Origin of the sequence: Roseobacter sp. GAI101 (genome assembly GCF_000156335.1) — a bacterium.
Classification (GTDB): domain Bacteria; phylum Pseudomonadota; class Alphaproteobacteria; order Rhodobacterales; family Rhodobacteraceae; genus Sulfitobacter.
Genome location: NZ_DS999213.1, coordinates 211,481 through 236,356, shown reverse-complemented (window position 1 = coordinate 236,356; position 24,876 = coordinate 211,481). Strand labels below are relative to the sequence as shown.

Below are 24,876 nucleotides of genomic sequence, written 5' to 3'. Positions count from 1 at the left end.
AAATGGTCCAGCGGTGCCAGCCCTTCTTGCACCGTGGGGAAATGGCCTGGACCGACGCCGCAAAGCCCACAGATCACTGTCTCAAAGCGGCCAAACAGGACTTATGCCAAACACCACCGGCGCAGTTACCTTGTGTCAAAGCGGGACACCGGAACGCCCCGCCAAGACGTGTCTAGAATGCAGCGCCAAGCGCCAGGATCGCCAGCGCCAGGATGCACAGCAAACCGACGCCAAAAAACACGCTGCGCATGGGCTGGTTGGTGGTGCGGATGTGGACAAAGGCCATCGCCAGACGCGCGACGATGAAGACCGATGCAAACACGTTCACCCAGAACGGAGCGGCCCCGAGCAGGACTGCCGCCACCGTCACGGCGATGAAAGGACCGGAGCTTTCGACTGCATTCATGAATGCACGTTCGCTTCGGTAGGCAGGGTCATCGTAGTTCCGCTTGGGCTTGCCGCAATCGCAGCGATTTTCCGCACTGCGCCCTCGCGTCGAAAAAGCCCCCAGTACACTGATCATCACGCCCCAAAGCGCGAGCGAGGCGAGGGCGTGGCTGTAGGCTGCAAAAGCGTCCATCTATTCCGCCGCCACGGCGCTGACACGACCCGTACGTTTGTGTTTGATTCGATCTTCGATCTCGTCACGGAAATGCCGGATCAGTCCCTGGATCGGCCAGGCCGCCGCATCACCCAGGGCGCAAATTGTGTGGCCTTCGACCTGCTTGGTCACATCCAGCAGCATGTCAATCTCTTCCGGGTTGGCGTCGCCCGTCACCAGACGGTCCATCACGCGCATCATCCAGCCTGTCCCCTCGCGGCAGGGTGTACACTGGCCACAGGATTCGTGCTTGTAGAACTTGGCCAGACGCCAAATCGCCTTGATCACGTCGGTGGAATTATCCATCACGATGACCGCCGCTGTCCCAAGACCCGACCGCTGTTCGCGCAGATAGTCGAAATCCATGATCGCGTCTTTCATCTGCGCGCCGGGGATCATCGGCACGGACGATCCACCGGGGATCACGGCCTTCAGATTGCTCCAGCCGCCGCGGATGCCGCCGCAATGTGTTTCGATCAGTTCTTCAAACGAGATGCTCATCGCCTCTTCGACGACGCACGGGTTGTTCACATGGCCCGAGATCGCAAACAGCTTGGTGCCCGCGTTGTTCGGACGCCCGAAAGACGAGAACCATTCGGGGCCACGGCGCAGAATCGTCGGCACGACGGCGATTGATTCGACATTGTTCACCGTGGTCGGGCAACCATAGAGGCCCGCACCCGCCGGGAACGGCGGCTTCATGCGGGGCATGCCCTTCTTACCCTCAAGGCTTTCCAGCAATGCTGTTTCCTCGCCGCAAATATATGCGCCTGCCCCGTGGTGCAGGTAGATGTCGAAATCATAGCCGGATTTGCAGGCGTTCTTGCCCACCAGCCCCGCATCATAGGCTTCGTCGATGGCGGCCTGAAGCGCCTCTTTTTCACGGATATATTCGCCGCGAATGTAGATGTAGCACGCATTCGCCTGCATGGCGAAGCTGGCAATCAGACAGCCTTCGACCAGCGTATGCGGATCGTGGCGCATGATTTCGCGGTCCTTGCAGGTACCCGGTTCGGATTCGTCCGCGTTCACAACCAGATAGCTGGGACGGCCATCGCTTTCCTTGGGCATGAAAGACCATTTCAGACCCGTCGGGAAGCCCGCCCCGCCCCGACCGCGCAGACCGGAGGCCTTCATCTGGTCGATGATCCAGTCACGCCCGTTCTTCAAAATACCGGCGGTGCCATCCCAGTGGCCACGCGCTTGCGCGCCCTTGAGCGTGCGATCGTGCATACCGTAGATATTGGTAAAGATGCGGTCTTGGTCCTGAAGCATGAAGCTAACCTTTTATGTGTCACGGCCGGCCACGCGGGCCCGCCTCATCTGATAAATATTCACCATCGCCCAGACCAGTGCGGCCAATGCTGCAAAGTCAAACAGCAGCGCATAGCGCCCCGGAAGGCCGAATTGCGGCGCGATCCATTGCGCGGCAATCCACAACAGCATGGTGCCTGCAATGACCAACGCCACAGTTCGCCCCTTGCGGGCAAGTGCTTTGTTTTCTTCTTCGGTCATCAGTGAGGTACCATCCAGGTTTTTGGTTTACGTATTCTTGCGCGGCGAAAATCAGGTTTCACCGCCCTCGGCCAGGGCTTTCGCCTGCGCTATCCAGTTTCCGCGCGTGATACGCCCCTTGAACCGGACCCGTGCATCAACCCAGGCAATTTCGGCCGGGCCCCAGTTGGCGATCTGGTCGTAGTGATAGATCCCGAGATTGTTCAGCGTCTCTTCCAGTTTCGGCCCGACTCCGCTGATCAGCTTGAGATCATCGGCACCGCCTGCCCGTGGCGCAGCCAGCGTTTCCGGCTGGCGTTCCGCGACATCACCGACATCTGCCGTTTCGAAGACGTCAACAGCTTCGGCCGCACCTGACGCTGCCCCACATGCTGGTTCAGCGGTCGTGGCCACAGCGGCCTGTGCCTTTGGCGCTTCGTATCTGTAAACACCTTTACGCTCAGCAAGCTCCTGTTCACCGTGAAGCACTTTGCTGGGCTTGATGCCGGAAAACCCCGTTTTCTCGCTGACGCCAGTCGATGTGGCCCCGCTGGCCACAGACTGAGAAACCGCAGACGGCGCAGGATCGGAAAGCGAAGAAGAAACAGCGGTATCCTGGGGCGATGAAAGCCCCGCGTCTTGCGGGGGTAGCCCTTCAACGGGCGTTTCCTTGCCACAAAACAAAAACGAAAATGCGCCAAACGCAATCGCGCCAAGAACAAGACCAAGCAGAACCGACAGCAAAAATCCGGAACCGGTAATCAGCCAGATTATCAGGATTGCGGCCAGCCCAATGCCGGCCCCCAATAAACCGCAGCCCCGCTTACACTGTTCTTTTTGCGTCAAATCGCTCATGACCGTTCTTTTTACCGCCCCGTAGGTGATCCATTACTTTTCGTTAGTATCATCTTTTTCAGCGCGAGACGAGAATTCTGTTGCCTCACCCGAAGCCAGCACCTTGGCTTGCTCGACCCACGCGTCGCGGGTGGCACGGCCTTTGAAGCCTTCAAGGTTCTGATCGACCCAGGCGCTTTCTTCGCTTGTCCAGCTGGCAACCTGATCGAAATGGTAGAAACCCAAGCTGTTGACCAGCTTTTCAAGCTTTGGTCCGATGCCCGTGATCCGCTGCAAATTATCCGCACCGGTATCGCGTGGCGCGTCCAGTGTCGCGGGCTTTGTCCCGGTCGTTTCGGCGTTCTTTTCAGCCGAGGCTGCAACGGTTGTGGTTGGCGTAGGCGATTTCGGCTGTGGCGCGACACTGCCCTGGGCCGGTTTCGCGATGGCGTCTACGCCTTTCGCTTCCCCGGGGGCTTCGGACCGCTGGTCGGAACTGTCGCCCACGTCACGGGGGGCTGCCTCTTCTGCCGCCGTGCGTCCGCCTTGCGCGCCGTCAGGCCCTGCGGGCGGCATCTGGTCATCACGCTTTGCGGCAGCACCGGGTTGGTCCTTGCCCTGCCAAGGGGCGGTCAAAGGCACCTCGGTCCCGTCGATCCGCTTGATGCTGTCACCGATGTCAACGGCAAGCTGAACGCTGGCGTTGTACTGCGTCTTGCCGCTGTCATAATCGGTCAGGCTGGTCAGACCGGACAAGGGCTCAGAGGCATAGCGCCCGTTCTGCGGGCCTGGCACCGGTACCTTGCCAGCCGCCATGTCGTCGATCATCGCGGCGAACCCTTCGGTGGTCAGATCCTCGTAATAATCCTTGCCGATCTGGGCCATGGGCGCGTTGGAACAGGCCCCGAGGCATTCGACCTCCTCCCAGGAAAACTTGCCGTCATCACTTATCTGATGCGCTTTGGCTGCGATCTTTTCCTTGCACACCGCGATCAGGTCTTCGGCACCGCAGATCATGCAGGACGTGGTGCCGCAAACCTGAATATGCGCCACCGACCCCACGGGCTGCAGCTGGAACATGAAGTAAAAAGTCGCGACCTCGAGCCCGCGAATATAAGCCAGCCCCAGCATTTCGGAGACATGTTCAATGGCCGGACGGCTAAGCCAGCCTTCCTGTTCCTGAGCACGCCACAAAAGCGGGATGATCGCGCTGGCCTGACGGCCTTCGGGGTATTTGGTGATCTGCGCTTCGGCCCATGCCTGATTGGCGGGCGTGAAGGCGAAGCTTGTCGGTTGGTCGGGGTGAAGACGGCGCAGCATCAGATCAGGCTTTCGTTCTTGCGGAAACGGCTGGCGCCTCCGGCGGGAGTTTATTTGGCAAAATGAAGAGCGGCGACCGGATCAACGGTCGACCTCTCCGAAGACGATATCCATGGTGCCGATGATGGCCGCGACATCGGCCAACTGGTGGCCCTTGGCCATGTAATCCATCGCTTGCAGGTGCAGATAGCCCGGAGCCCGGATCTTGGCGCGATAGGGTTTGTTCGACCCGTCTGCCACAAGATAGACGCCGAATTCGCCTTTGGGCGCTTCCACGGCACAATAAACTTCGCCGGCGGGCACGTGGAACCCTTCGGTATAGAGTTTGAAGTGGTGGATCAGGCTTTCCATGTCGGTCTTCATAGCAGAGCGCGACGGGGGCGTGATCTTGCCACGGGCAAGGATATCGCCCTGCCCTTCGGGTTCACGCAACTTCGTGATCGCCTGCTGGATGATAAAGATCGACTGGCGCATCTCCTCCATCCGGACGAGGTAGCGGTCATAGCAGTCGCCGTTCACGCCGGTCGGAATTTGAAAGTCGAATTCATCGTAGCATTCGTATGGCTGCGCGCGGCGCAGATCCCATGCAAGGCCAGAGCCGCGGACCATGACGCCCGAAAAGCCCCAATCCTGAATGTCTTGCTCTGTGACGATGCCAATGTCGGCATTGCGCTGCTTAAAAATGCGATTTTCGGTCAAAAGCTTGTCGATATCGACCATGAAACCGGACATGAACTTATGCGACCACGCCTCGATATCATCCAGCAAGGCAGGCGGCAGATCCTGATGCACACCGCCGGGGCGGAAATAGGCCGCATGAAGACGGGCACCGCAGGCGCGCTCGTAGAAGATCATAAGATCTTCGCGTTCCTCAAAGCCCCACAGCGGCGGGGTCAGCGCGCCAACGTCCATCGCCTGTGTCGTGACGTTCAGCAGGTGGGACAAGATGCGGCCGATTTCGGAATAAAGCACCCGGATCAACGAGGCGCGGCGGGGCACTTCGACGCCGGTCAGCTTTTCGATGGCCAGACACCAGGCGTGTTCCTGGTTCATCGGTGCCACATAATCCAGCCGGTCGAAATACGGCAGGTTCTGCAGATACGTCCGGCTTTCCATCAGCTTTTCGGTGCCACGGTGCAGTAGGCCGATATGCGGATCGCAGCGTTCAACGACTTCACCGTCCAGTTCGAGAACCAGACGCAGAACGCCGTGGGCCGCAGGGTGCTGCGGACCAAAGTTGATGTTGAAATTGCGGATCTTCTGTTCGCCGGTCAGGGCGTCTTCAAAACCTTTGGTGCCGTCCATCATTTACGCTCCAGCTCGGTCAGTTTGAGGCCCACCCACCACAGCAACGCAATCGTGCCAAAGGGGACCACGCAGGCCACGGACCAGTATTTGTTAATGCCAAAAAACGGCAGAATCTTCACCATCGGAATGATCGTCAGAGCCGAAAGGATGAACCACCAGATGCCGCCCATTACTTGGCCGCCTCTTTCTCGTCGCCGGGAAGGATGTATTCGGCCCCTTCCCAAGGGGACATGAAATCAAATTGGCGGTATTCCTGAACCAACGACACCGGTTCATAGACAACGCGTTTTTCCGCCTCGTCATAGCGAACTTCGGTATAGCCCGTGGTCGGGAAATCCTTGCGCAGCGGGTGACCGCGAAACCCGTAATCGGTCAGCAAGCGCCGCAAATCGGGATGACCCGAAAACAGGATGCCGAACATATCGAAGACTTCGCGCTCGAACCAGTTGGCCGACGGATGAATGTCGACGATCGAGGGAACCATGTCTTCTTCACGGATGGCCACGCGCAGGCGGATCCGCTGGTTCTGGTACATCGACAGGAAGTGATAGACCACGTCGAAGCGTTTTGCCCGACCAGGATAATCTACCGCCGTGATATCCACCAAGGACGAGAACCTGCAGGTCGCATCGCCTTTTATGAAATCCACCAGACCCGGCAGATTTGCCTTGGTCACATCCATATTCAGCTCGCCATGCGAAATGTCCCAGCCGAGGATGCAATCGGGGCGCTTTGCTTCGAGATAGGCACCCAGTTCGTTCAGTTGTTCTGACATATCAGCCCCTTAGCGAACAATTGTGCCGGTACGGCGAATTTTGCGCTGCAATTGCAGAATACCATACAGCAACGCTTCTGCCGTGGGCGGGCAACCGGGCACATAAATATCGACCGGCACGATGCGGTCACAACCGCGCACGACGGAATAGCTGTAGTGGTAATAGCCACCGCCATTGGCGCAGGACCCCATAGAGATCACGTAGCGCGGTTCCGGCATCTGGTCATAAACCTTGCGCAGAGCCGGTGCCATCTTGTTGGTCAGCGTCCCCGCAACGATCATCAGGTCGGACTGGCGCGGGGATGCGCGCGGTGCGGTCCCGAAACGCTCGAGGTCGTAGCGCGGCATCGAAGTGTGCATCATCTCGACCGCGCAACAGGCCAGACCGAATGTCATCCAGTGCAGCGATCCGGTCCGCGCCCAGTTGATGATATCCTCGGTAGAGGTCAGCAGGAACCCTTTGTCCTGCAATTCCTTGTTCAGGTTCTGGGTGGCCACATCGCGGTCCATCCCGGCCACATTGGCCCCGGCGGCTGCTACTGCCATTCCAATGCTCCCTTTTTCCACTCATATGCAAAGCCGGCGGTCAGCACCGCCAGAAAGACCATCATCGACCAGAACCCTGCCATGCTCACATCCTGGAACGCGACGGCCCAAGGGAAGAGAAATGCAATTTCGAGGTCGAAGATAATGAACAGGATCGACACGAGGTAGAACCGCACATCGAATTTCATCCGCGCATCGTCGAAGGCGTTGAACCCGCATTCGTAGGCCGACACCTTTTCAGGGTCAGGGTTGCGCACGGCCAGCACCACCGCAGAGAGTATCAGCACCAGGCCCAGACCAACGGCCACAGCCAGAAAAATAAGGATCGGAAGGTATTCCCGCATCATCTCGTCCAAGGGGAGGCTCCTTTGCGTGTGTGGCGCGGCATCGCACCTTGCCCATCAAGCTGTGAACTTGATGGTTCTCGGTTTACTCCGCCGTCTTGTCAGGGTCAACCAAGCCCGCCACATTTGAACTGTTCTGTTTTAAGGCATCGTGAACGCGGGTTTCCGGCAGGGTCGAATGCCTATTTTCCGGTCACACCGATCTGGTCGCGCCAACTGTGCTGCGGCGCAAAGCCGACCATATCACGGGCCTTCTTGTTGCTGAAAAACGTCTCGTTTTCGCCCATTTCGCGGGTTTTCGGGACGTCTGCATAATAGCGGTCAATCAGATCGGACGTGGTCAGATCAACCGAATGATCATCATTCGCGACATTGAAGACCTCGTAACCCAAACCGTCTTTTTGCAAGCAGCATTCAACCATCTGCCCCAGATCGCGCGCATCGATATAGGCAAAGATATTGCGGCGGCGCTGGTCCGGATCATGGATGAAATCTGGAAAAATCTGCGCATATTCATCGGGTTCGATGACGTTGTTGATTCGAAGCCCGTAAACATCCGCACCACTGCGCGCCTGAAAGCTGCGGGCTGTCACCTCGTTGCAGACCTTTGACATGGCATAGCTGTCATGGGGCACCGTGGGGTGGTCTTCGTCGATCGGGATATAGTCTGGCTTGATCTCGCCATCGGCGAAACAGATGCCGTAGGTCGTCTCGGACGAGGCAAAGATCACCTTGCGGATGCCGGCCTTGAGCGCGGCATCAATCACGTTGTAGGTGCCGATCGTGTTGATCCGGAACGCTTCATTGTCAGACCGCAGCAGAATGCGGGGGATCGCGGCAAAGTGAACGACCGCATCGAACCTGGGCATGCCGGTACCGGCGTCAAGTTCGGCCAAATTTGCATAGCTTTGCATCACATCGGCCATCTGCCCCGCATCCGAGATATCGGCGATGCGGTTATCGACGCCCGGATGATCGAACGGCACCAGATCGACGTTAAGAACCTGATGGCCCTGCGCCAGCAAATAGGGAATGACATGCCGCCCGGCCTTGCCGGTCCCGCCGGTAAATAGAATACGCATAACATCCCCCATATGTGTTCAAAGCCGCTGGCCCTACGATCAGGCCATCCACGCCGCTTTGCGCTTGTCGAAAAACGCACCGATTCCCTCGGCGGCTTCTTCTGTTTCCCACCGCGCGGCGAGGGCTGCAATGGTGTGATCCACGACTTCTGCATCAATCCTTGGGCCAAGATCGCGCGCCAATTGTTTGGCCGCAGCCACCGCACCGGGCGCGCAGGACAGATAGGGCACGACTTCGGCCTCGATCGCTGCATCCAGACCATCCGCAGGCACGACCTTTGACAGCAATCCCAGATCAACCGCCTCGGCCGCACCAAACAGCCGCGCCGACATGAACACCCGCCGCGCCCGCCCCTCGCCCATGCGCGCAAGCACATAGGGGCCGATGGTGGCCGGGATGATCCCCAGCCGCGTTTCGGTAAAGCCCATCTTCAACGTCTCCACGCCGATGGCCACATCGCAGACAGCCGCCATGCCCACACCGCCGCCAAAGGCATTGCCCTGCACCCGCCCGATCAGCGGCTTGGGCAAAGTATTCAATGCCCCCAACATCGCTGCCAGCTTGCCTGCCTCGGCGGACCGTGTAGGGGCATCCATATCGCGCTGCGCCTGCATCCACCCCAGGTCACCGCCCGCGCAAAACGACTTGCCCGCGCCGGTCAGAACCACGACCCTCACGGCGTCATCGCCCGCAAGCTGCGCGGCGGCGGCTGTCAGTTCGGCAATCATCAGCGCCGACATGGCGTTGTGCTTCTCCTCCCGCGAAAGGGTCAGAACCGCCACCCCGCGTGCATCCGTGCTGACCTTAATCGTCTCGTACATCAACCGGCCCTCATCTGCTGCGCCATGGCGGCGGCCTCTTCGATCAGCGCCTGATCCAGCCCCGTCACATATCCAAGCGCCGTCAGATGCGCATTCACCGCCTCGGTCGCCACATTGCCCGCAGCACCGGGCGCAAAGGGGCAGCCCCCCAGCCCCCCGACAGCGGCGTCGAAAACCCGCACGCCCATCGACAAGGACGTATCGATGTTGTCCATCGCGCGCCCGTTGGTATCGTGGTAATGCCCCGCCAAACGGCCAACGGGCACGACATCGCGCACGGCCAGCAACATCTTGGCAATCGTATCCGGCGTACCCGCCCCTATGGTGTCGCCCAAAGACACCTCATAGCAGCCCATCGAAAACAAACGGTCCGCCACTTTTGCAACCTGGTCAGGCGCGATCACCCCGTCATAGGGGCATTTGACCACGCAAGACACGTAGCCGCGCACCGGCATATCGACATGGCGCGCCTCTTCGAGGATCGGTGCAAACCGCTCGAACGCCTCTTCGATGCTTGCATTGATGTTCTTTTGGCTGAACCCTTCACTGGCCGAGGCGAATATCGCAATCTCATCGGCCTTTGACGAGACCGCATCGGCATAACCGCGCAGGTTGGGCGTCAGCGCGGCATAGCGCACGCCCTCTGCCCGCTTGATCCCGTCCAGAACCGCGCCTGATCCCGCCATCTGCGGCACCCATTTCTGACTTACGAAACTTGCCACCTCGATCCGGGAAAATCCGGCCCGGCTAAGCAAATCGACCAAAGCAATCTTTTCGGTCACCGGAATTTCACGCGCCTCGTTCTGAAGCCCGTCGCGCGGCCCCACCTCGAAAATCTCGCAATAGCCCTTGTCCATGTCCGTCCCTCCCCTTCATTTTGCCAAATAAACTCAAAATCCCAAGGTCTGCCTCAGATGACCGGCCAGGGTTCGAAAAACGACTGCTCAAACAAGGACACGCCCGCAGGCAGCGCCTTCACGAAGCCTTCGCGCCCCGAAATCCGCCCGAACCATGCGGCCACCCGCGGGTGCTGATCCGTCTTGGCGAAAAACTGTCCCATATAGACCGCCTGCCCCACTCCGATATCGGCGGCGGTAAAACCACTGGACAGCAGATAATCCTGCCCCTCCAGCCGCGCCTCAAGCGCATCATAGCATTTCATGATCCGTGCGGCTTCAAGTTTCATGACGATGGGGCTGCGCATCGTGTCATCGCGCAGGGCGACGTGCTGTTGGGTCAACGCGGCGCAATGCTGGCTGACCGTTTCGGCGAAATGCATCCACACCAGCCAGTCCTTGCGCTCCGGCGTGCCGGGCATACGGCCCAGACCCTCTGGGCTGAACCGTTCACACAGATATTCGGCAATAGCACCGGTTTCGAACATCGCCTCGCCGTCGATCTCAAGCGATGGCACACGACCCGCAGGCGAAAGCGCCAGATAGGCCGGGTCGCGCAGGGATTTGTCGAAGGGGTGCTGCACCACTTCAAACGGCACGTCCAGCTCATGCAGCAACCAAAGCGTGCGCATCGACCGGCTTTGCGGGACGTGGTGCAGCGTGATCATGCCGCAGCCTCCTCGGCTTCGGCTTCTAGCCGCACCAGGGCGGCCCCTGCTTCGACCTGGTCCCCCGCAGCCGCCAGCACCTCGGCCACGATCCCGTCACGGGTTGCCAGCAGACTATGCTCCATCTTCATCGCCTCAAGCACGGCCAACCGGTCCCCTTTGGCAACGGCCTGACCGACCTGCGCGTCAACCGCGCGGACCAGTCCCGGCATCGGTGCCTCGATCAGGTTGCCGTCCCCGTGGCTGCCCGCCGCCCGCGCCAGCGGGTCAATTACCTTGAAGATCAGACCGTAGCCGTCCCAGACCGTCACGTCGTCACCCGAAACATGGGCCTTCGGGGCCAGATGTCCGCCGATCTTCCAGTGCCCGCCGACGCGTTGCGCCGCGATCTCTGCCCCGTCCACTTGCCAAAGCTGCGCATCCGCCGACATCACCTGAACCTTCAGCAGGTGATCCGCGTCATTCCAGCGCAACCCGACCTGCCGTTGCAGCGGTTGCCACAGGGTGAACCCCGCCCCCCCCGCAGGGTCCAGCAGGTCAAGCGCCGCCATTCCCGCCAGCACCGCATGGCGCGGCTGCACATCAGGGGCGACGGTCAGGCTGTCAATCTCGCGTCCGATCAGGCCGGTATCCACATCCCCCGCGCCAAAGCCCTTGTGCCCTGCCAGCGCCCCCAGAAACGCAAGGTTCGTCACGGTCCCCGCCACGTCGCAGCCCTTGAGCGCCGCGCGCAGCTTGGACAAGGCCACTGCGCGGGTGGCCCCATGGACGATGACCTTTGCAATCATCGGGTCGTAAAACGGGCTGATCGTATCGCCCGTCCGCACGCCACTATCCGCGCGGCACCCGTCGCTGAACGCCAGATGGGTCAGCGTGCCCGTGGCAGGCAAGAACCCCTTCGGCACGTCTTCGGCATAAAGCCGCGCTTCAAAGGCATGTCCCTGGATGCCCAAGGCCTCCTGCCGCTTGGGCAAGGCCTCTCCTGCGGCAACCCGCAACTGCCATTCGACCAGATCGACGCCGGTGATGGCTTCGGTCACCGGATGTTCGACCTGCAAGCGTGTGTTCATCTCCATGAAAAAGAAACCGTCAGGGCGCAGCCCGTGGGACCCGTCAACGATGAATTCGATCGTGCCCGCACCGGCATAGCCGATCGCTTCGGCCGCCGTCACCGCCGCCTGCCCCATGGCGTCGCGCATTTCGGGTGTCATGCCGGGGGCTGGCGCTTCCTCGATCACCTTTTGATGACGCCGCTGAAGTGAACAATCGCGTTCAAACAGATGCACCGCGTTGGTGCCGTCACCGAAAACCTGCACTTCGATGTGGCGCGGCTTGGTCACGAATTTCTCGACCAGCACATCCGCATTTCCAAAGGCGGTTTTCGCCTCGGAGCGCGCACTGTCCAGCGCCGCCTGAAAGCCATCCGCCGCCTCGACCAGGCGCATGCCCTTGCCGCCGCCGCCTGCAACGGCCTTGATCAACACCGGATAGCCGATCTTGGCAGCCTCGGCGGCCAGCAACGCATCGTCCTGATCCGCGCCGTGGTAGCCCGGAACAACCGGCACACCAGCTTGGATCATCAATGCCTTGGCCGCGTCCTTCAATCCCATCGCGCGGATCGCCTTGGCAGATGGTCCGATAAATACCAGACCCGCCGCCTCGACCGCTTCGACGAAATCAGGGTTCTCGGACAGAAAGCCATAGCCCGGATGGATCGCCTGCGCGCCCGTATCCAAGGCCGCCTGAATGATCACATCGCCGCGCAGATAGCTTTCCGCCGGGGCCGACCCGCCAATATGCACCGCGGCGTCGGCCATCGCGACATGCTTGGCCCCGCGGTCCGCATCCGAATAAACCGCCACGCAGCGCACGCCCATGGTTTGCGCCGTTTCCATCACGCGGCAGGCGATCTCGCCCCGGTTTGCAATCAATATGGTGTCAAACATCGGCGTAATCCTCGATTAGGGTGAAGCGTTCGCACATCAACTTCATGTCTGGCGCGAACCCGCCGGAGCGCCGGAAATACGCTTCGTAGCTGGCACCCCAGTGGTCCAGATCGCGGAATTCACCCTGTGCGGCGACGAATTCGGCGTCCATTTCGTTGAACCGGCGGGTCGACACCTCGACCGTTTCGATCATGAAGGCAGGCGTGCCATCCCAGTTCAGCGCGATGTCGCGGCGGCCGATCTCGGGGTAGGCATCGCCGCCTTGGCCATAGGCCGATGCGGCCTCGCAAGTGGCAGTTTTACGGCCGGCACGCACCAATGCAATGATCTCGGCACATAGTTTCGGGTTGTCACCAAAGCGGAATGTTTCCGCGTCCGGGTTGGCATCGACGATCTGCTGCAATGTCCGTGTCATGACGATCCCCTTACATCCGGAACACGCCAAAGCGTGTATCCTCGATCGGTGCATTCAAACTTGCCCTCAGCGACAGGGACAACACATCGCGGCTTTTGCGCGGGTCGATCACCCCGTCATCCCACAACCGCGCCGAGGCATAGAGAGGATGCGACTGTTCTTCGAACATATCAATCGTGGGCTGCTTGAAAGCGGCCTCGTCCTCTGCGCTCCAGCTTTCGCCAGCCCGTTCAATCGCGTCGCGCTTGACCGTGGCCAGAACCCCAGCCGCTTGCGCGCCCCCCATCACCGAGATGCGCGAATTGGGCCACGTCCACATGAACCGCGGGGAATAGGCCCGCCCCGCCATGCCATAGTTGCCCGCGCCGAATGATCCGCCCACCAGCATGGTGATTTTCGGCACGTTGGTGGAGGCGACGGCGGTCACCATCTTGGCCCCGTGCCGCGCGATGCCTTCGTTCTCGTATTTGCGGCCCACTATGAAACCGGTGATATTCTGCAGGAACACCAGCGGGATCTTGCGCTGCGAACATAGCTCAACGAAATGCGCGCCTTTCTGGGCAGATTCCGAAAACAACACACCGTTGTTAGCGATGATGCCGACGGGGCAGCCTTTGACGTGGGCAAAGCCGCAGACCAGCGTTTCACCAAAGCGCGCCTTGAATTCGTCGAAGCGGCTGCCATCGACCAGCCGCATGATCACCTCGCGAATATCGTAGGGCGTGCGCAGGTCGGCGGGGACGACGCCCAGCATTTCGGCGGGGTCATAGGCGGGGTCTTCGCTTGGCTGCCACTGAACGGTCGCAGGCTTGGCAAGGTTCAGCCCCGCGACAGCGCGGCGCGCAAGGGCCAGCGCATGGGCGTCATCCTCGGCCAGATAATCGGCCACACCGGACAGGCGCGTGTGCACGTCGCCGCCGCCCAGATCCTCGGCAGTGACGACCTCTCCGGTCGCGGCCTTGACCAGCGGCGGGCCTGCCAGAAAGATCGTGCCCTGTTCCTTGACGATGATCGACACGTCGGACATGGCGGGCACATAGGCCCCGCCGGCCGTGCACGACCCCATCACGACCGCGATTTGCGGAATGCCCTTGCCGCTCATCCGGGCCTGGTTATAGAAAATCCGGCCAAAGTGGTCGCGGTCGGGAAAAACCTCGTCCTGATTGGGCAGGTTCGCGCCGCCGCTGTCGACCAGATAGATGCAAGGCAGATGGTTTTCCTCTGCGATTTCTTGGGCGCGCAGGTGCTTCTTGACGCTCATCGGGAAATAGGTGCCGCCCTTCACCGTGGCGTCATTGCACACGATCATGCAATCAACGCCATGCACCTGCCCCACACCGGCGATCACGCCTGCACACGGGGCAGCGCCACCATAGAGGCCATGCGCCGCCAGCCCGCCGACCTCGAGGAAGGGCGATCCGGGGTCCAGCAGGTTCGCCACGCGTTCGCGCGGCAGCATCTTGCCCCGGCTTTCGTGGCGGGCGCGTGATTTTTCACCGCCCCCGAATGCCGCCGCTTCGGCCGCTTCACGCACGGTTTGCAACGCTTCAAGATGGGCGGCTTCGTTGGCTTTGAAGCCTGCCGATGAGGGCAGCGCCTGCGAGGTCAGCTTCATGTGGGTCTCCTTGAGTGGGTCAGTATGGCGGCGGTCATGGGGTTTGCTCGGCAATGGCGATCGCCTTGAGGTCCTTGCGGATCACCTTGCCCGTTACGGTCATGGGCAGCGCGTCCAGAAAGGTGATTTCGCGGGGATAGGAATAGCTGGCCAGACGGGATTTGCACCAGTCTTGCAGGGTCGCACCGTCAACGGTGCTGCCGGGTTTGCGCACGACATAGGCTTTGACGATCTCGGTCCGCAGGGCGTCTGGTTTACCAACGACGCCGCAGGTTGCAACGTCCGGATGCGTCAGCAGGCAGTCTTCGATTTCGGCCGGGCCGATGCGGTAGCCGGAGGAGGTGATCACATCATCCTCGCGGCCGATAAAGCGCAAATATTCGCCTTCCCAGATGCCTCGGTCTCCGGTGATCATCCAATCGCCTTTGAATTTCTCTGCTGTCGCGTCGGGCCGCTGCCAATAGCCCAGCATCATCGCCGCAGATCCGCGCCGGACCGCGACATCGCCCTCGTCGGTGGTTGGCACACCGTCCTTGGTCAAGACCGCCAGCGTGTGGCCCGGCACCGCCTTGCCGATGCATCCGGGGCGCGCAGGATATGATGTGCCGCAGCTTGACGCGACCATGTTGCATTCGGTCTGTCCGTAGAATTCGTTGATCGTCAGGCCAAAGGCAGTTTGCCCCCATGCCAGCATTTCCGCACCCAAGGGTTCGCCGCCCGACGCGACCGACCGCAGACCGGGGATCGTCGCCCCCGCCGCTTTGAGCATGCGCAAGGCTGTAGGGGGAAAAAACACGTTTCGCACGCCGCCATCGGCGATGATGCGCGCGCAGTCCTCGGGCGAGAACTTAGGGAGCCGTGCTGCCACCACAGGAACGCCCAAGGCCAGCGCGGGCATCAGCACATCGAAAAGCCCGCCGATCCACGCCCAATCCGCGGGGGTCCAGAGGCAGTCACCGGGCCGGCCCAGCACATCATGGCTCAGCGACACACCGGGCAGATGGCCGGTCAGCACACGGTGGCCGTGCAACGCGCCCTTGGGGCTGCCCGTGGTACCCGAAGTGTAAATCAGCACCGCCGGATCGTCGGGGCCGGTATCGGCAAAGGGCACAGGATCGCCCGAGATGCCCGCCGTTTCTGCCATCCAGGCTTCAGCCAGATCGCCCAGCAGATCGCGCCCTTCCGCGTCGGTCAAAACCAGCGTGATGCCTGCATCCTGCACGCGGGACTTCAAGGCATCATGCTTGAAGAGTTTGAACAAAGGCACTGAAATCGCACCGATTTTCCAGATCGCCAGATGGGCCGCTGCACACCACGGGCTTTGGCTGAGCAAGACGCCGACGCGGTCACCTGCCTGCACGCGGGGCAGCAGGCTGCGCGCCAAGCCATCGGCCATCGCGGACAGCGCGCCATAGCTTACATCGCGCCGTGCGTCGCCCGTCAGATCAATGATCGCCGTGCGCCCTGCATCCTGCCCCAGACATTGCGCCGCCATGTTCAACCGCGCAGGAAGGTCCCACGCACCCGACATATCCAGACCGGGCAAAGCTTCAGCCATCGGCTAGCCCCAAGGCTCGAGCGTCAGCGCCTGCTTGGCGGTTTGCTGCAAAAGACAGCTGAGTGCCGCAGGCCCCTGTCCTGTGCCACCGGACCAAAGCGACGCCTCGTAGGCGCAGGCCTTGTCGCGAAACGGGATCCAGGCACGCTGCATGTCACGCAGGGCTGTCGCGGCTCCCGGCAGGTCTTTCATCGACGCCGGGCGGTCGGCATCAAGGCTTTTCGCCTGCGCCATCGCCGCTTTGTAGTGGCTGTTCAACAAGCCGTCCCAATAGGCCAATTCCCGCTCCAGGCAGCCGCCCATGCCAACGGTGCTGCTGCCGCCGGGCGTGTCGTCCATGCACTGCCCCGCCGACGCACCGGCGCAATCGATCTTGGTGCCATAGCTTTCGGCCCCTTCCAGACAGTTTTGTGTCACCCTGTCGGTGTACTGCAATTCTTGCGCCATGACCGGCGTGGCCAACAGCGCCACAGCGGCAACCAGACGGATCACGCCATCGCTCCCATCATCTCGCGGCCCACCAGCATGCGGCGGATTTCCGAGGTGCCCGCCCCGATCTCCATCAGCTTGGCATCGCGGAAAATGCGGCCCACGGGATTGTCGGACAGATAGCCTGCGCCGCCCATGGCCTGCACCGCCTGATGCGCCTGTTTCATCGCCTCTTCCGAGGCATAGAGACAGCAGGCAGCGGCATCCGCGCGGGTCACCTCGCCGCGATCACAAGCCTTGGCAACCTCGTAGACATAGGCACGGGCGGAATTCATCGCAGTGTACATATCGGCCATCTTGCCCTGCATCAGTTGGAAACTGCCGATGGGTTGCCCGAACTGTTTGCGCTCGGCCATGTAGGGCATGATTTCGTCCAGACACGCGGCCATGATCCCCAGACCGATGCCCGCCAGAACGACGCGTTCATAGTCCAGACCGGACATCAGGACACGTACGCCGCGCCCCTCTTCGCCCAAGACATTCTCGAACGGGACTTCGACATCCTCAAAGATCAGTTCGGCGGTGTTTGACCCGCGCATGCCGAGCTTGTCGAAATGCGGGCTGGTGGTGAAACCCTTCATCGATTTCTCAATCAGAAAGGCCGTGATCCCCTTGGACCCCGCGTCGGGGTCGGTCTTGGCGTAGACCACCAGCGTATCGGCATCGGGGCCGTTGGTGATCCAGTATTTATTGCCGGACAGACGGTAGTGATCGTTGCGCTTTTCGGCACGCAGCTTCATCGACACCACGTCGCTGCCTGCGGACGGTTCGGACATGGCAAGTGCACCGACATGCGCGCCTGAACACAATCCCGGCAGGAACTTTGCTTTCTGTTCAGGGGTGCCATTCAGGCTGATCTGATTGACGCAGAGGTTGGAATGCGCACCGTAGGACAAGGACACAGACGCCGACGCCCGTGCGATCTCCTCGACCGCGACGGTGTGGGCGACATACCCCATGCCGGTACCGCCGTATTCTTCATCCACGGTCATGCCCAGCAGACCAAGATCGCCCATCTCTTTCCAAAGCTCGGGCGGAAATTCGTTTTTCTGATCGATACCGGCGGCCATCGGCTTGACCCGCTCTTGCGACCAGCGGTGCACCATGTCGCGCAGATCATTCACATCGTCGCCCAAATCGAATTTCATGCTGGCGTTGAACATGGACCCCTCCCAGAGTTTATTGAACAGTTGTTCATTACTTTACACCCTAAGAAGATTCGGTCAAGCAAATCCAAGTCGCATGGAACCCGATCCCTCACCCCGCTGTTAGCACATAGAACGAGTGTGAAAGGACGAGTTGAAAATGAATACGTCATTGAAAGAAGAATTCTGGGACCGGATCGAAGACATCCGCACCGGCATGTTGGGCACGGACGAGGCGCGATCCGTCCCGATGAGCCATTACGTTGACAAGGACGCGAACGCGCTGTGGTTCATCACGGCGAATGGCACCGATCTGGCGAAAACCGCACAGTCGGGCGCATCGGCTGAATACGTCATCATCAGCAATGACGAACATCTCTATGCCCGTGTTGATGGAAAAGTGCAGGCCGTGACCGATCCCGCCAAGCTGGACGAACTGTGGTCCGCCATTGCTGGCGCGTGGTTTGAAGATGGCCGTCAGGATGACGACGTCCAACTGGTCCGCATGGACCTTTCGACGGCTGAAGTCTGGGCAACCGGTGGCAGCCTGTCGTTCCTGTACGAAATCGCCAAGGCCCACCTGACTGATGAAAAGCCGGACATGGGGCAGCACGGCACCGTCCGGTTCTAAACCGTTTCGGCAACCCCAAGGAAATCAGGGCGCTTTCGAGCGCCCTTTTTTCATGCGTTACGCCTGCTGAAAGACGGCGTTGACTTCCGCGCGGATGATGCGGGCGATCAGGGTGCAATCATCAATACTGAACGTCAGCGGCACCCGCATGTCGATAAGCCCGGCCAGCACCGCATCGCTTTTGGGCAGCGGCGCAGAGGGGGCATAGCGCCAACTGTCATAGCGGCTGGTAAAGCCCAAAGGCTCTGCCGCGCCGAACCATTTCAGTTCAACCCCGCGGGCGAAACACCGGCCCAATACATCGCGCACCTTGTCTGGGGCCCAGCCCTGCAGCAGAAACTGGATGGATGATCCGACGATGCTTTCGCCCGCCGCGCGGTCGATCACTGTCAGGCCGGGGGTGTCGCGCAATCCTGCTTCGATCGTGAAATACCGTTCGTTCCACCGCGCCACCTGCGCATCAAGATTGCGCAGTTGTGGCCGCAGCAACGCCGCACGCAGGTTGTCCATCCGCCCCGATATATTGGGGGTCTCGTACCTGATCCGGTCAAAGGCTTCCGGCGGCGGACCGGCCAGATGCTTTTCATACAGCATGTAAGATCCCGACAGCAGGATCGCGCGGGCAGCTGTTTCCGCATCATCGGTGACAAGCAAACCGCCTTCGCCCGCATTGACATGCTTGTAGGTCTGGCAGGAATAGCACCCCACGGCCCCGTGACGCCCAGATGGCACGCCATGCCACGCGGCCCCCATGGTGTGGGCGCAATCTTCGACCACCGTCACGCCTGCCCCGTCGCACAGCGCCATCAGCGCGTCGATGTCGCAGATATGTCCGCGCATATGGCTCAGCAACAACACGCGTGCCTGGTCCAACTTGCCGGCCAGATCGTCCAGATCAATCACCAGACCCTCTGTCACACCGACGAACACAGGTTTGGCCCCGACAGCGGCAATCGCCCCCGGTACCGGGGCCAGTGTAAAGGCATTCGACAGCACCGTGTCGCCCGGCTTCACCCCGACCGCGCGCAGGGCCGTGGCAATCGCATAACCGCCCGACGCAACGGCAAGGCAATATTGCGCGCCGACCATCGTGGCAAATTCCTGCTCAAGCATCGCCACTTCGGCGATCTCGTCGCCTGCGGTGTTATACCGGTGCAGCCGTCCGTGGCGCATCACGGCTACGGCTGCCTCTATCGCGTCTTCGGGGATGGGTTCTTGTTGGGTAAAGCTGCCTTTGAACACGTCCATGACGTTACATGGCCCCGATCAACGTCGGCACCAGCGCGGGCAAATGCGCGTAATCTTCAAGCAGCGCGTCGGGGTTCAGGGCGGCCATATCCTCGCCCGAGGGGCCGAAAGTGACCAGAATGCAAGGCACATTGGCCGCTGCGGCTGTCTTGCGGTCAGTATTGGTGTCCCCCACCAGACAGCATTGCGCAGGGTCGCCCCCGGCACGGCGCGCGGTTTCGTAGAGATGCTCCGGATCGGGTTTCTTGACGGCCAGACTGTCCGCCCCCAACATCGCCCCAAAGGCATCGCGCACGCCCAACCGCGTCAGCAAGGTATCGGCCAGCCCTTCGGGTTTGTTGGTGCAGATCGCCACGCGGTACCCCGCGACCTTCAACGCCTCGACCGCGTCCATCGCGCCGGGATAGAGGACCGTATGCGTATCAATGTCCTGCGCATAGGCCTTGAGCAATACAGGATAGTAGCGGTCAATCGTCGCCACGTCATCAGCGCGGCCCAGCCGTTCCATGCCCAGCCGCAGCATCGCGCGCCCGCCCTTCAGCGCCGTGCCCGCATCGCGCCCCGCCTCCAACAGATCGCCCGCGCCCATGTCGCGAAAACACGCATTGGCCGCGGCGATCAAATCGCCGCTGGTGTCCGCCAAGGTCCCGTCGAGATCGAATACTACCGTTTTCATCGGCGTTCCTTTGCTGAGAGTTGTTGCAGGTCGAAATCTTCTTTGATGGCTGGCAGCCTTGCGCATAAATGGGAAAAAGGTAAAGAGAGCTGATATCAATTCATTAAAGAGATTACCCATGGAAGTTGCACTGATCCTATTGGCCGCAGGCAAGGGCACGCGGATGCAATCGGATCTGCCCAAGGTTCTGCACCCTATCGCCCACGCCCCCTTGCTTGAACACGCAATGGCGTCCGGCGCGGCGCTCGAGCCTGCGCGCACTGTCGTGGTCGCTGGCCACGGGGCCGATCTGGTGCGCGCCGCCGCGCAGGAATTTGACGAAGAAGCCGTCGTCGTGGTGCAGGACGAGCAACTTGGCACCGCCCACGCCGTCGCCCAGGCGCGCCATGCGCTGGCAGGGTTCGAAGGGACCGCCATCGTTCTTTATGGCGACACGCCTTTCGTCCAATCCGAAACTCTCGAGGCAATGTGCACCGCCCTGACCAACAACGACGTGGTTGTTCTGGGGTTCGAGGCCGCTGTTCCCGCGCGCTATGGCCGTTTGGTCATGGATGGCGACAGCTTGGACCGGATCGTCGAATTCAAGGACGCAACAGATGAAGAACGCGCCATAACCCTTTGCAATAGCGGCGTTGTTGCGTGCAAGTCCGAACTGCTGTTCGATCTGATTGATGCGGTAGGCAACGACAACGCATCCGAGGAATATTACCTTACCGATATCATCGGCATCGCCCGCGCACGCGGATTGAAAGCGACTGCCGTGACCTGCATCGAGGCGGAAACCATGGGCGTCAATTCGCGCGCCGATCTGGCTGCTGCGGATGCGGCATTTCAGGCCCGCACCCGCGCGCAGATGCTGGAAACCGGCGTCACCCTGATGGCACCGGACACGGTCTATTTCGCCCGCGACACCTATATCGGGCGCGATACGGTGATTGAACCCAACGTCGTCTTCGGCCCCGGTGTCACAGTCGAATCCGGTGCCACGATCCGCGCTTTCAGCCACCTTGAGGGCTGCCATGTGTCCCGTGGCGGCATCATCGGCCCCTATGCGCGCCTGCGCCCCGGTGCGGAACTGTCTGAAGATGTGCGCATAGGCAACTTTGTTGAAATCAAGAATGCCCAGATCGCCGAAGGGGCCAAGGTCAATCACCTCAGCTATATCGGCGACGCTGCAATCGGGGCCCGCGCCAACATCGGCGCAGGCACCATCACCTGCAATTATGACGGTGTGATGAAGCACCATACCCATATCGGCGCGAATGCCTTTATCGGGTCCAACACCATGCTGGTGGCCCCCGTTCATATTGGCGACGGGGCGATGACCGGATCAGGGTCCGTCATCACATCAGACGTCGAGGCAGACGCCCTGGCCCTGTCGCGCGCGCCACAGGTTGAAAAACCCGGCATGGCGCGGAAATTGTTTGAAATATTGAAAGCCAAAAAGGCGAAACAGCAGAGAGGCAGCTGAGTATGTGTGGTATTGTCGGAATACTCGGGCAGCACGAAGCCGCCCCGATCCTTGTCGAGGCCCTGAAACGTCTTGAATATCGCGGCTATGACAGCGCCGGGATCGCGACGATCAACAACGGTCACCTTTCCCGCCGCCGTGCTGTGGGCAAATTGGTCAACCTGTCCGATCTGCTGGTACATGAACCGCTTGCCGGCAAATCGGGCATCGGTCACACCCGCTGGGCCACCCATGGTGCGCCGTCGGTCACCAACGCGCATCCGCATCAGGCGGGACCTGTCGCCGTTGTGCACAACGGGATCATCGAAAACTTTCGCGAATTGCGTGCCGAACTGACCGCAAAAGGCGTTGAATTCGTCACGGAAACCGACACCGAGACCGTCGCCTTGCTGACCCAGCAGCACATGGCCGAAGGGCTTGGCCCCATTGAAGCCGCGACCAAGACGTTGTCGCGCTTGCACGGTGCCTTTGCCCTCGCCTTTCTGTTCGACGGCGAAGAAGATCTGATGATCGGCGCGCGCAAAGGTGCCCCCCTCGCCGTGGGGTATGGCGACAACGAGGTTTATCTGGGCAGCGATGCCATCGCCCTGTCGCCCATGACCGACCGCATCACCTATCTTGAAGAAGGCGACCGTGCCATTCTGTCCCGCAGCTCGGTCGAGATTTACGATGCCGATGGCAACCGCGCCAACCGGGAAATCAAGACCATCAGTCTGGACAATACGCGCGTCGACAAGGCAGGCCACAAGCATTTCATGGCCAAGGAGATCGCCGAACAACCCGGCGTGATCGGTGCAGCCCTCACCCACTACCTCAGTGCCAAAGGCGAGATTTCTCTGCCCGACCCCGGTTTGGATTTCTCCACGGTCGACCGCATCACCATGGTTGCCTGCGGAACGGCCTACTACGCCTGTCTGACCGCGAAATACTGGTTCGAACAGATTGCGCGCCTGCCGGTCGAGGTAGATTTCGCCTCAGAATTCCGCTACCGCGAACCGCCGATTCCGGCGCGCACCCTGGCGATGTTCGTCAGTCAATCAGGTGAAACCGCCGATACCCTTGCAGCACTTCGTTTCTGCGAAGGCAAGGCGGCCAAGATCGCATCGGTTGTCAATGTCACTGAATCATCGATTGCACGCGAAAGCGATCTGGCCCTGCCGATCCATGCGGGCGTAGAGGTCGGCGTGGCATCGACCAAAGCCTTTACCTGCCAGCTGACCGTGCTGTTCCTGATGGTGCTGAAGGCCGCGCAGGACCGTGGCGTAATCAGCGACGACCAACTTGCCGATCATATCTCGGGCCTGCGGGCGATGCCGTCGCTGATCAACACCGCACTTGAACAGAACACAGCGATCCGTGACGCCGCCTACAAGCTGGCCTCTGCCCGCGACGTGCTGTTCCTGGGCCGTGGCCCGATGTTCCCCCTCGCCCTTGAAGGCGCGCTTAAACTTAAAGAAATCAGCTACATACATGCCGAAGCTTATGCATCAGGCGAACTTAAGCATGGTCCTATCGCCCTGATCGATGAAAATGTGCCGGTGGTTGTGATGGCCCCCAAGGACAACCTCTTCGACAAGACGGTGAGCAACATGCAAGAAGTCATGGCGCGCAAGGGCAAGGTCATCCTGATCTCTGACAGATCCGGCCTGAAAGAAGAAGCAGAGGGCACATGGGCCACGATCGAAATGCCACCCGTCGCCGATGCGCTGGCCCCGATCCTTTATGCGATCCCCGCGCAGCTGCTGGCCTATCATACGGCGATTGCCAAGGGGACCGATGTGGACCAGCCGCGCAACCTCGCCAAATCCGTGACGGTTGAATAGTGGCGAAGCAATTCGACCAGATCAACGACAGCCATCGCAGCTTCATTGAAGCGCAGCACATGTTCTTTTGCGGCAGTGCCGCGCCTGACGGACGGGTCAACATTTCACCCAAAGGAATGGACAGCCTGCGCGTCATGGGGCCGAACCGGATCGTCTGGCGGAACCTGACGGGATCGGGCAATGAAACCGCAGGCCATCTGGCGCGGCTAAACCGCATGACCTTGATGTGGTGCGGCTTTGAAAAGCAGCCGATGATCATGCGCGCCTATGGCGATGCACAGGTCTTGCACCCGCGCGATGCGGGGTTTGCCGCGCTGAACGCGTTGTTCCCGACAGCCCTTGGCGCGCGGCAGATTTATGATATGCGCGTCGAGATGCTGCAAACCAGCTGCGGCTATGCCGTCCCTTTCTATCATCATGCCGGAGACCGCGACGTGCTAAGCAAATGGGCCGAAGACAAGGGCGAAACCGGCATCGCCACCTATTGGGACGAACGCAATCGCGCCACGATTGACGGGATGCCAACGCATATCCTCGCTGATACAGGAGACGTCGATGCTTGATCCCTATCTCGCGCAGCTGACCGCTCTCGGCGACCCAGCCCGCGTGCCGCAAATGCAGGACTATCACAAGATGGACCGTGTCTATCTTGGCGTGACCAATCCGCAGATCAACGACCTGACCAAGACCTGGCGCACCGACCTTGATCTGGCGGATCGCGTCACCCTGGCCGACGCCCTTTGGCAAACCGACATCTTCGAGGCACGGCTCGCCGCTGCCAAATTGCTGACCCAGGCACGCCTGCGCCCCGATGACGAACCCGCATGGCAGCTGATGCAAAGCTGGGTATCGGACTTCGACAGCTGGGCCATCGCGGATCATGTCTGCATGGCCGTGCAGAAACGCCTGATCGCCGATCCCGATCGCCTGGACGTGGTCGAAGCATGGACCCAGTCCGACCACCTGTGGACCCGTCGTGCGGCCCTTGTGGCCACCCTGCCCTGGACCAAGCAAAACCACCCCAAACCGGAAGAACTCGCCGCCCGCGAACGCGTCCTTGGCTGGGCCGAAGGCTACCTGCCCGTCAAGAACGGCATCATGCAAAAGGCCATCGCTTGGTGGGTCCGCGATCTCAGCCGCCATGACCCGGCCCGCGCAACGGCCTTTAT

General features: G+C 60.7%; 27 protein-coding genes. 5 read left to right on the top strand and 22 right to left on the bottom strand.

Annotated elements, in window-relative coordinates; translation table 11 throughout:
- Window positions 1-172 precede the first annotated feature (172 nt).
- From RGAI101_RS01050 to RGAI101_RS00955, 20 genes are all read right to left on the bottom strand, one after another.
- Window positions 173-580 (bottom strand): MAPEG family protein, encoded by a 408-nt coding sequence (locus tag RGAI101_RS01050; RefSeq protein WP_037227041.1) that lies wholly within the window; start codon window positions 578-580, stop codon window positions 173-175.
- Window positions 581-1,876 carry an NADH-quinone oxidoreductase subunit NuoF gene (nuoF, locus tag RGAI101_RS01045; protein ID WP_008226057.1) on the bottom strand — a complete coding sequence of 432 codons (1,296 nt, stop codon included), beginning with the start codon at window positions 1,874-1,876 and terminating at the stop codon, window positions 581-583.
- A 12-nt stretch (window positions 1,877-1,888) separates the two neighbouring features.
- The gene (locus RGAI101_RS01040; protein WP_008228618.1) at window positions 1,889-2,116 is read right to left on the bottom strand and encodes a DUF5337 domain-containing protein; all 228 of its coding nucleotides are present in this window, start codon (window positions 2,114-2,116) and stop codon (window positions 1,889-1,891) included.
- A gap of 51 nt (window positions 2,117-2,167) precedes the next feature.
- Entirely contained in the window at window positions 2,168-2,950 is a 783-nt protein-coding gene (locus tag RGAI101_RS01035) for an NADH:ubiquinone oxidoreductase 41 kd complex i subunit (RefSeq protein WP_008225640.1), read from the bottom strand.
- Between the two features lie 33 nt (window positions 2,951-2,983).
- Window positions 2,984-4,249: an NADH-quinone oxidoreductase subunit E gene (locus tag RGAI101_RS01030; RefSeq protein ID WP_008226963.1), complete on the bottom strand. Its 1,266-nt coding sequence runs from the start codon at window positions 4,247-4,249 to the stop codon at window positions 2,984-2,986.
- 81 nt (window positions 4,250-4,330) lie between these two features.
- Window positions 4,331-5,557 (bottom strand): NADH-quinone oxidoreductase subunit D, encoded by a 1,227-nt coding sequence (locus RGAI101_RS01025; RefSeq protein ID WP_008227014.1) that lies wholly within the window; start codon window positions 5,555-5,557, stop codon window positions 4,331-4,333.
- Complete coding sequence (locus RGAI101_RS22065) at window positions 5,554-5,727, bottom strand: hypothetical protein (protein WP_037227038.1); 174 nt, start codon at window positions 5,725-5,727, stop codon at window positions 5,554-5,556. Before RGAI101_RS22065 ends, RGAI101_RS01025 begins: the two co-directional genes overlap by 4 nt.
- On the bottom strand, window positions 5,727-6,332 hold the full coding sequence (locus tag RGAI101_RS01015; RefSeq protein ID WP_008225479.1) for an NADH-quinone oxidoreductase subunit C: 606 nt from the start codon (window positions 6,330-6,332) through the stop codon (window positions 5,727-5,729). Before RGAI101_RS01015 ends, RGAI101_RS22065 begins: the two co-directional genes overlap by 1 nt.
- A gap of 9 nt (window positions 6,333-6,341) precedes the next feature.
- Window positions 6,342-6,878, bottom strand: a complete 537-nt coding sequence (locus RGAI101_RS01010; protein WP_008226036.1) for a NuoB/complex I 20 kDa subunit family protein — start codon at window positions 6,876-6,878, stop codon at window positions 6,342-6,344.
- Window positions 6,869-7,234: an NADH-quinone oxidoreductase subunit A gene (locus RGAI101_RS01005; protein WP_008227902.1), complete on the bottom strand. Its 366-nt coding sequence runs from the start codon at window positions 7,232-7,234 to the stop codon at window positions 6,869-6,871. The genes RGAI101_RS01010 and RGAI101_RS01005 overlap by 10 nt, the downstream gene beginning before the upstream one ends.
- Before the next feature lie 170 nt (window positions 7,235-7,404).
- Window positions 7,405-8,304, bottom strand: a complete 900-nt coding sequence (locus RGAI101_RS01000; RefSeq protein ID WP_008229274.1) for an NAD-dependent epimerase/dehydratase family protein — start codon at window positions 8,302-8,304, stop codon at window positions 7,405-7,407.
- A gap of 39 nt (window positions 8,305-8,343) precedes the next feature.
- The gene (locus RGAI101_RS00995) at window positions 8,344-9,126 is read right to left on the bottom strand and encodes a crotonase/enoyl-CoA hydratase family protein (protein ID WP_008229013.1); all 783 of its coding nucleotides are present in this window, start codon (window positions 9,124-9,126) and stop codon (window positions 8,344-8,346) included.
- Window positions 9,126-9,983, bottom strand: a complete 858-nt coding sequence (locus RGAI101_RS00990; protein WP_008229359.1) for a hydroxymethylglutaryl-CoA lyase — start codon at window positions 9,981-9,983, stop codon at window positions 9,126-9,128. The genes RGAI101_RS00995 and RGAI101_RS00990 overlap by 1 nt, the downstream gene beginning before the upstream one ends.
- Window positions 9,984-10,036: 53 nt before the next feature.
- Complete coding sequence (locus tag RGAI101_RS00985; RefSeq protein WP_008227905.1) at window positions 10,037-10,690, bottom strand: glutathione S-transferase family protein; 654 nt, start codon at window positions 10,688-10,690, stop codon at window positions 10,037-10,039.
- Entirely contained in the window at window positions 10,687-12,636 is a 1,950-nt protein-coding gene (locus tag RGAI101_RS00980) for an acetyl/propionyl/methylcrotonyl-CoA carboxylase subunit alpha (RefSeq protein WP_008226538.1), read from the bottom strand. Before RGAI101_RS00980 ends, RGAI101_RS00985 begins: the two co-directional genes overlap by 4 nt.
- The gene (locus RGAI101_RS00975) at window positions 12,629-13,051 is read right to left on the bottom strand and encodes an ASCH domain-containing protein (protein WP_008228549.1); all 423 of its coding nucleotides are present in this window, start codon (window positions 13,049-13,051) and stop codon (window positions 12,629-12,631) included. Before RGAI101_RS00975 ends, RGAI101_RS00980 begins: the two co-directional genes overlap by 8 nt.
- 10 nt (window positions 13,052-13,061) lie before the next feature.
- Window positions 13,062-14,666 (bottom strand): carboxyl transferase domain-containing protein, encoded by a 1,605-nt coding sequence (locus RGAI101_RS00970; protein ID WP_008226830.1) that lies wholly within the window; start codon window positions 14,664-14,666, stop codon window positions 13,062-13,064.
- Window positions 14,667-14,700: 34 nt separating this feature from the next.
- A complete protein-coding gene (locus tag RGAI101_RS00965; protein WP_008229337.1) occupies window positions 14,701-16,224 on the bottom strand; it encodes an AMP-binding protein in 1,524 nt (507 codons plus the stop codon).
- 3 nt (window positions 16,225-16,227) lie between these two features.
- Window positions 16,228-16,716 carry a lysozyme inhibitor LprI family protein gene (locus RGAI101_RS00960; RefSeq protein WP_008227369.1) on the bottom strand — a complete coding sequence of 163 codons (489 nt, stop codon included), beginning with the start codon at window positions 16,714-16,716 and terminating at the stop codon, window positions 16,228-16,230.
- On the bottom strand, window positions 16,713-17,876 hold the full coding sequence (locus RGAI101_RS00955) for an isovaleryl-CoA dehydrogenase (protein WP_008227712.1): 1,164 nt from the start codon (window positions 17,874-17,876) through the stop codon (window positions 16,713-16,715). Before RGAI101_RS00955 ends, RGAI101_RS00960 begins: the two co-directional genes overlap by 4 nt.
- A 142-nt stretch (window positions 17,877-18,018) precedes the next feature.
- Between RGAI101_RS00955 and RGAI101_RS00950 the strand changes: the two genes are divergently transcribed.
- Entirely contained in the window at window positions 18,019-18,489 is a 471-nt protein-coding gene (locus RGAI101_RS00950; protein WP_008228828.1) for a pyridoxamine 5'-phosphate oxidase family protein, read from the top strand.
- 57 nt (window positions 18,490-18,546) lie between these two features.
- Here RGAI101_RS00950 and RGAI101_RS00945 read toward each other — a convergent pair whose 3' ends face one another.
- Both RGAI101_RS00945 and RGAI101_RS00940 read right to left on the bottom strand, forming a co-directional pair.
- On the bottom strand, window positions 18,547-19,737 hold the full coding sequence (locus tag RGAI101_RS00945) for a DegT/DnrJ/EryC1/StrS family aminotransferase (RefSeq protein ID WP_008227555.1): 1,191 nt from the start codon (window positions 19,735-19,737) through the stop codon (window positions 18,547-18,549).
- 4 nt (window positions 19,738-19,741) lie between these two features.
- Window positions 19,742-20,413: an HAD-IA family hydrolase gene (locus RGAI101_RS00940; protein ID WP_008225476.1), complete on the bottom strand. Its 672-nt coding sequence runs from the start codon at window positions 20,411-20,413 to the stop codon at window positions 19,742-19,744.
- 118 nt (window positions 20,414-20,531) lie between these two features.
- Here RGAI101_RS00940 and glmU point away from each other — a divergent pair, with 118 nt between their 5' ends.
- From glmU to RGAI101_RS00920, 4 genes are all read left to right on the top strand, one after another.
- Window positions 20,532-21,884, top strand: a complete 1,353-nt coding sequence (gene glmU, locus RGAI101_RS00935; RefSeq protein ID WP_008226640.1) for a bifunctional UDP-N-acetylglucosamine diphosphorylase/glucosamine-1-phosphate N-acetyltransferase GlmU — start codon at window positions 20,532-20,534, stop codon at window positions 21,882-21,884.
- Between the two features lie 2 nt (window positions 21,885-21,886).
- Window positions 21,887-23,707 carry a glutamine--fructose-6-phosphate transaminase (isomerizing) gene (gene glmS, locus RGAI101_RS00930; RefSeq protein ID WP_008227641.1) on the top strand — a complete coding sequence of 607 codons (1,821 nt, stop codon included), beginning with the start codon at window positions 21,887-21,889 and terminating at the stop codon, window positions 23,705-23,707.
- Complete coding sequence (locus tag RGAI101_RS00925; RefSeq protein WP_008226210.1) at window positions 23,707-24,270, top strand: pyridoxamine 5'-phosphate oxidase family protein; 564 nt, start codon at window positions 23,707-23,709, stop codon at window positions 24,268-24,270. Before glmS ends, RGAI101_RS00925 begins: the two co-directional genes overlap by 1 nt.
- The coding region (locus RGAI101_RS00920) for a DNA alkylation repair protein (RefSeq protein WP_037228850.1) at window positions 24,263-24,876 on the top strand (614 nt) is incomplete at its 3' end. The genes RGAI101_RS00925 and RGAI101_RS00920, both read left to right, overlap by 8 nt.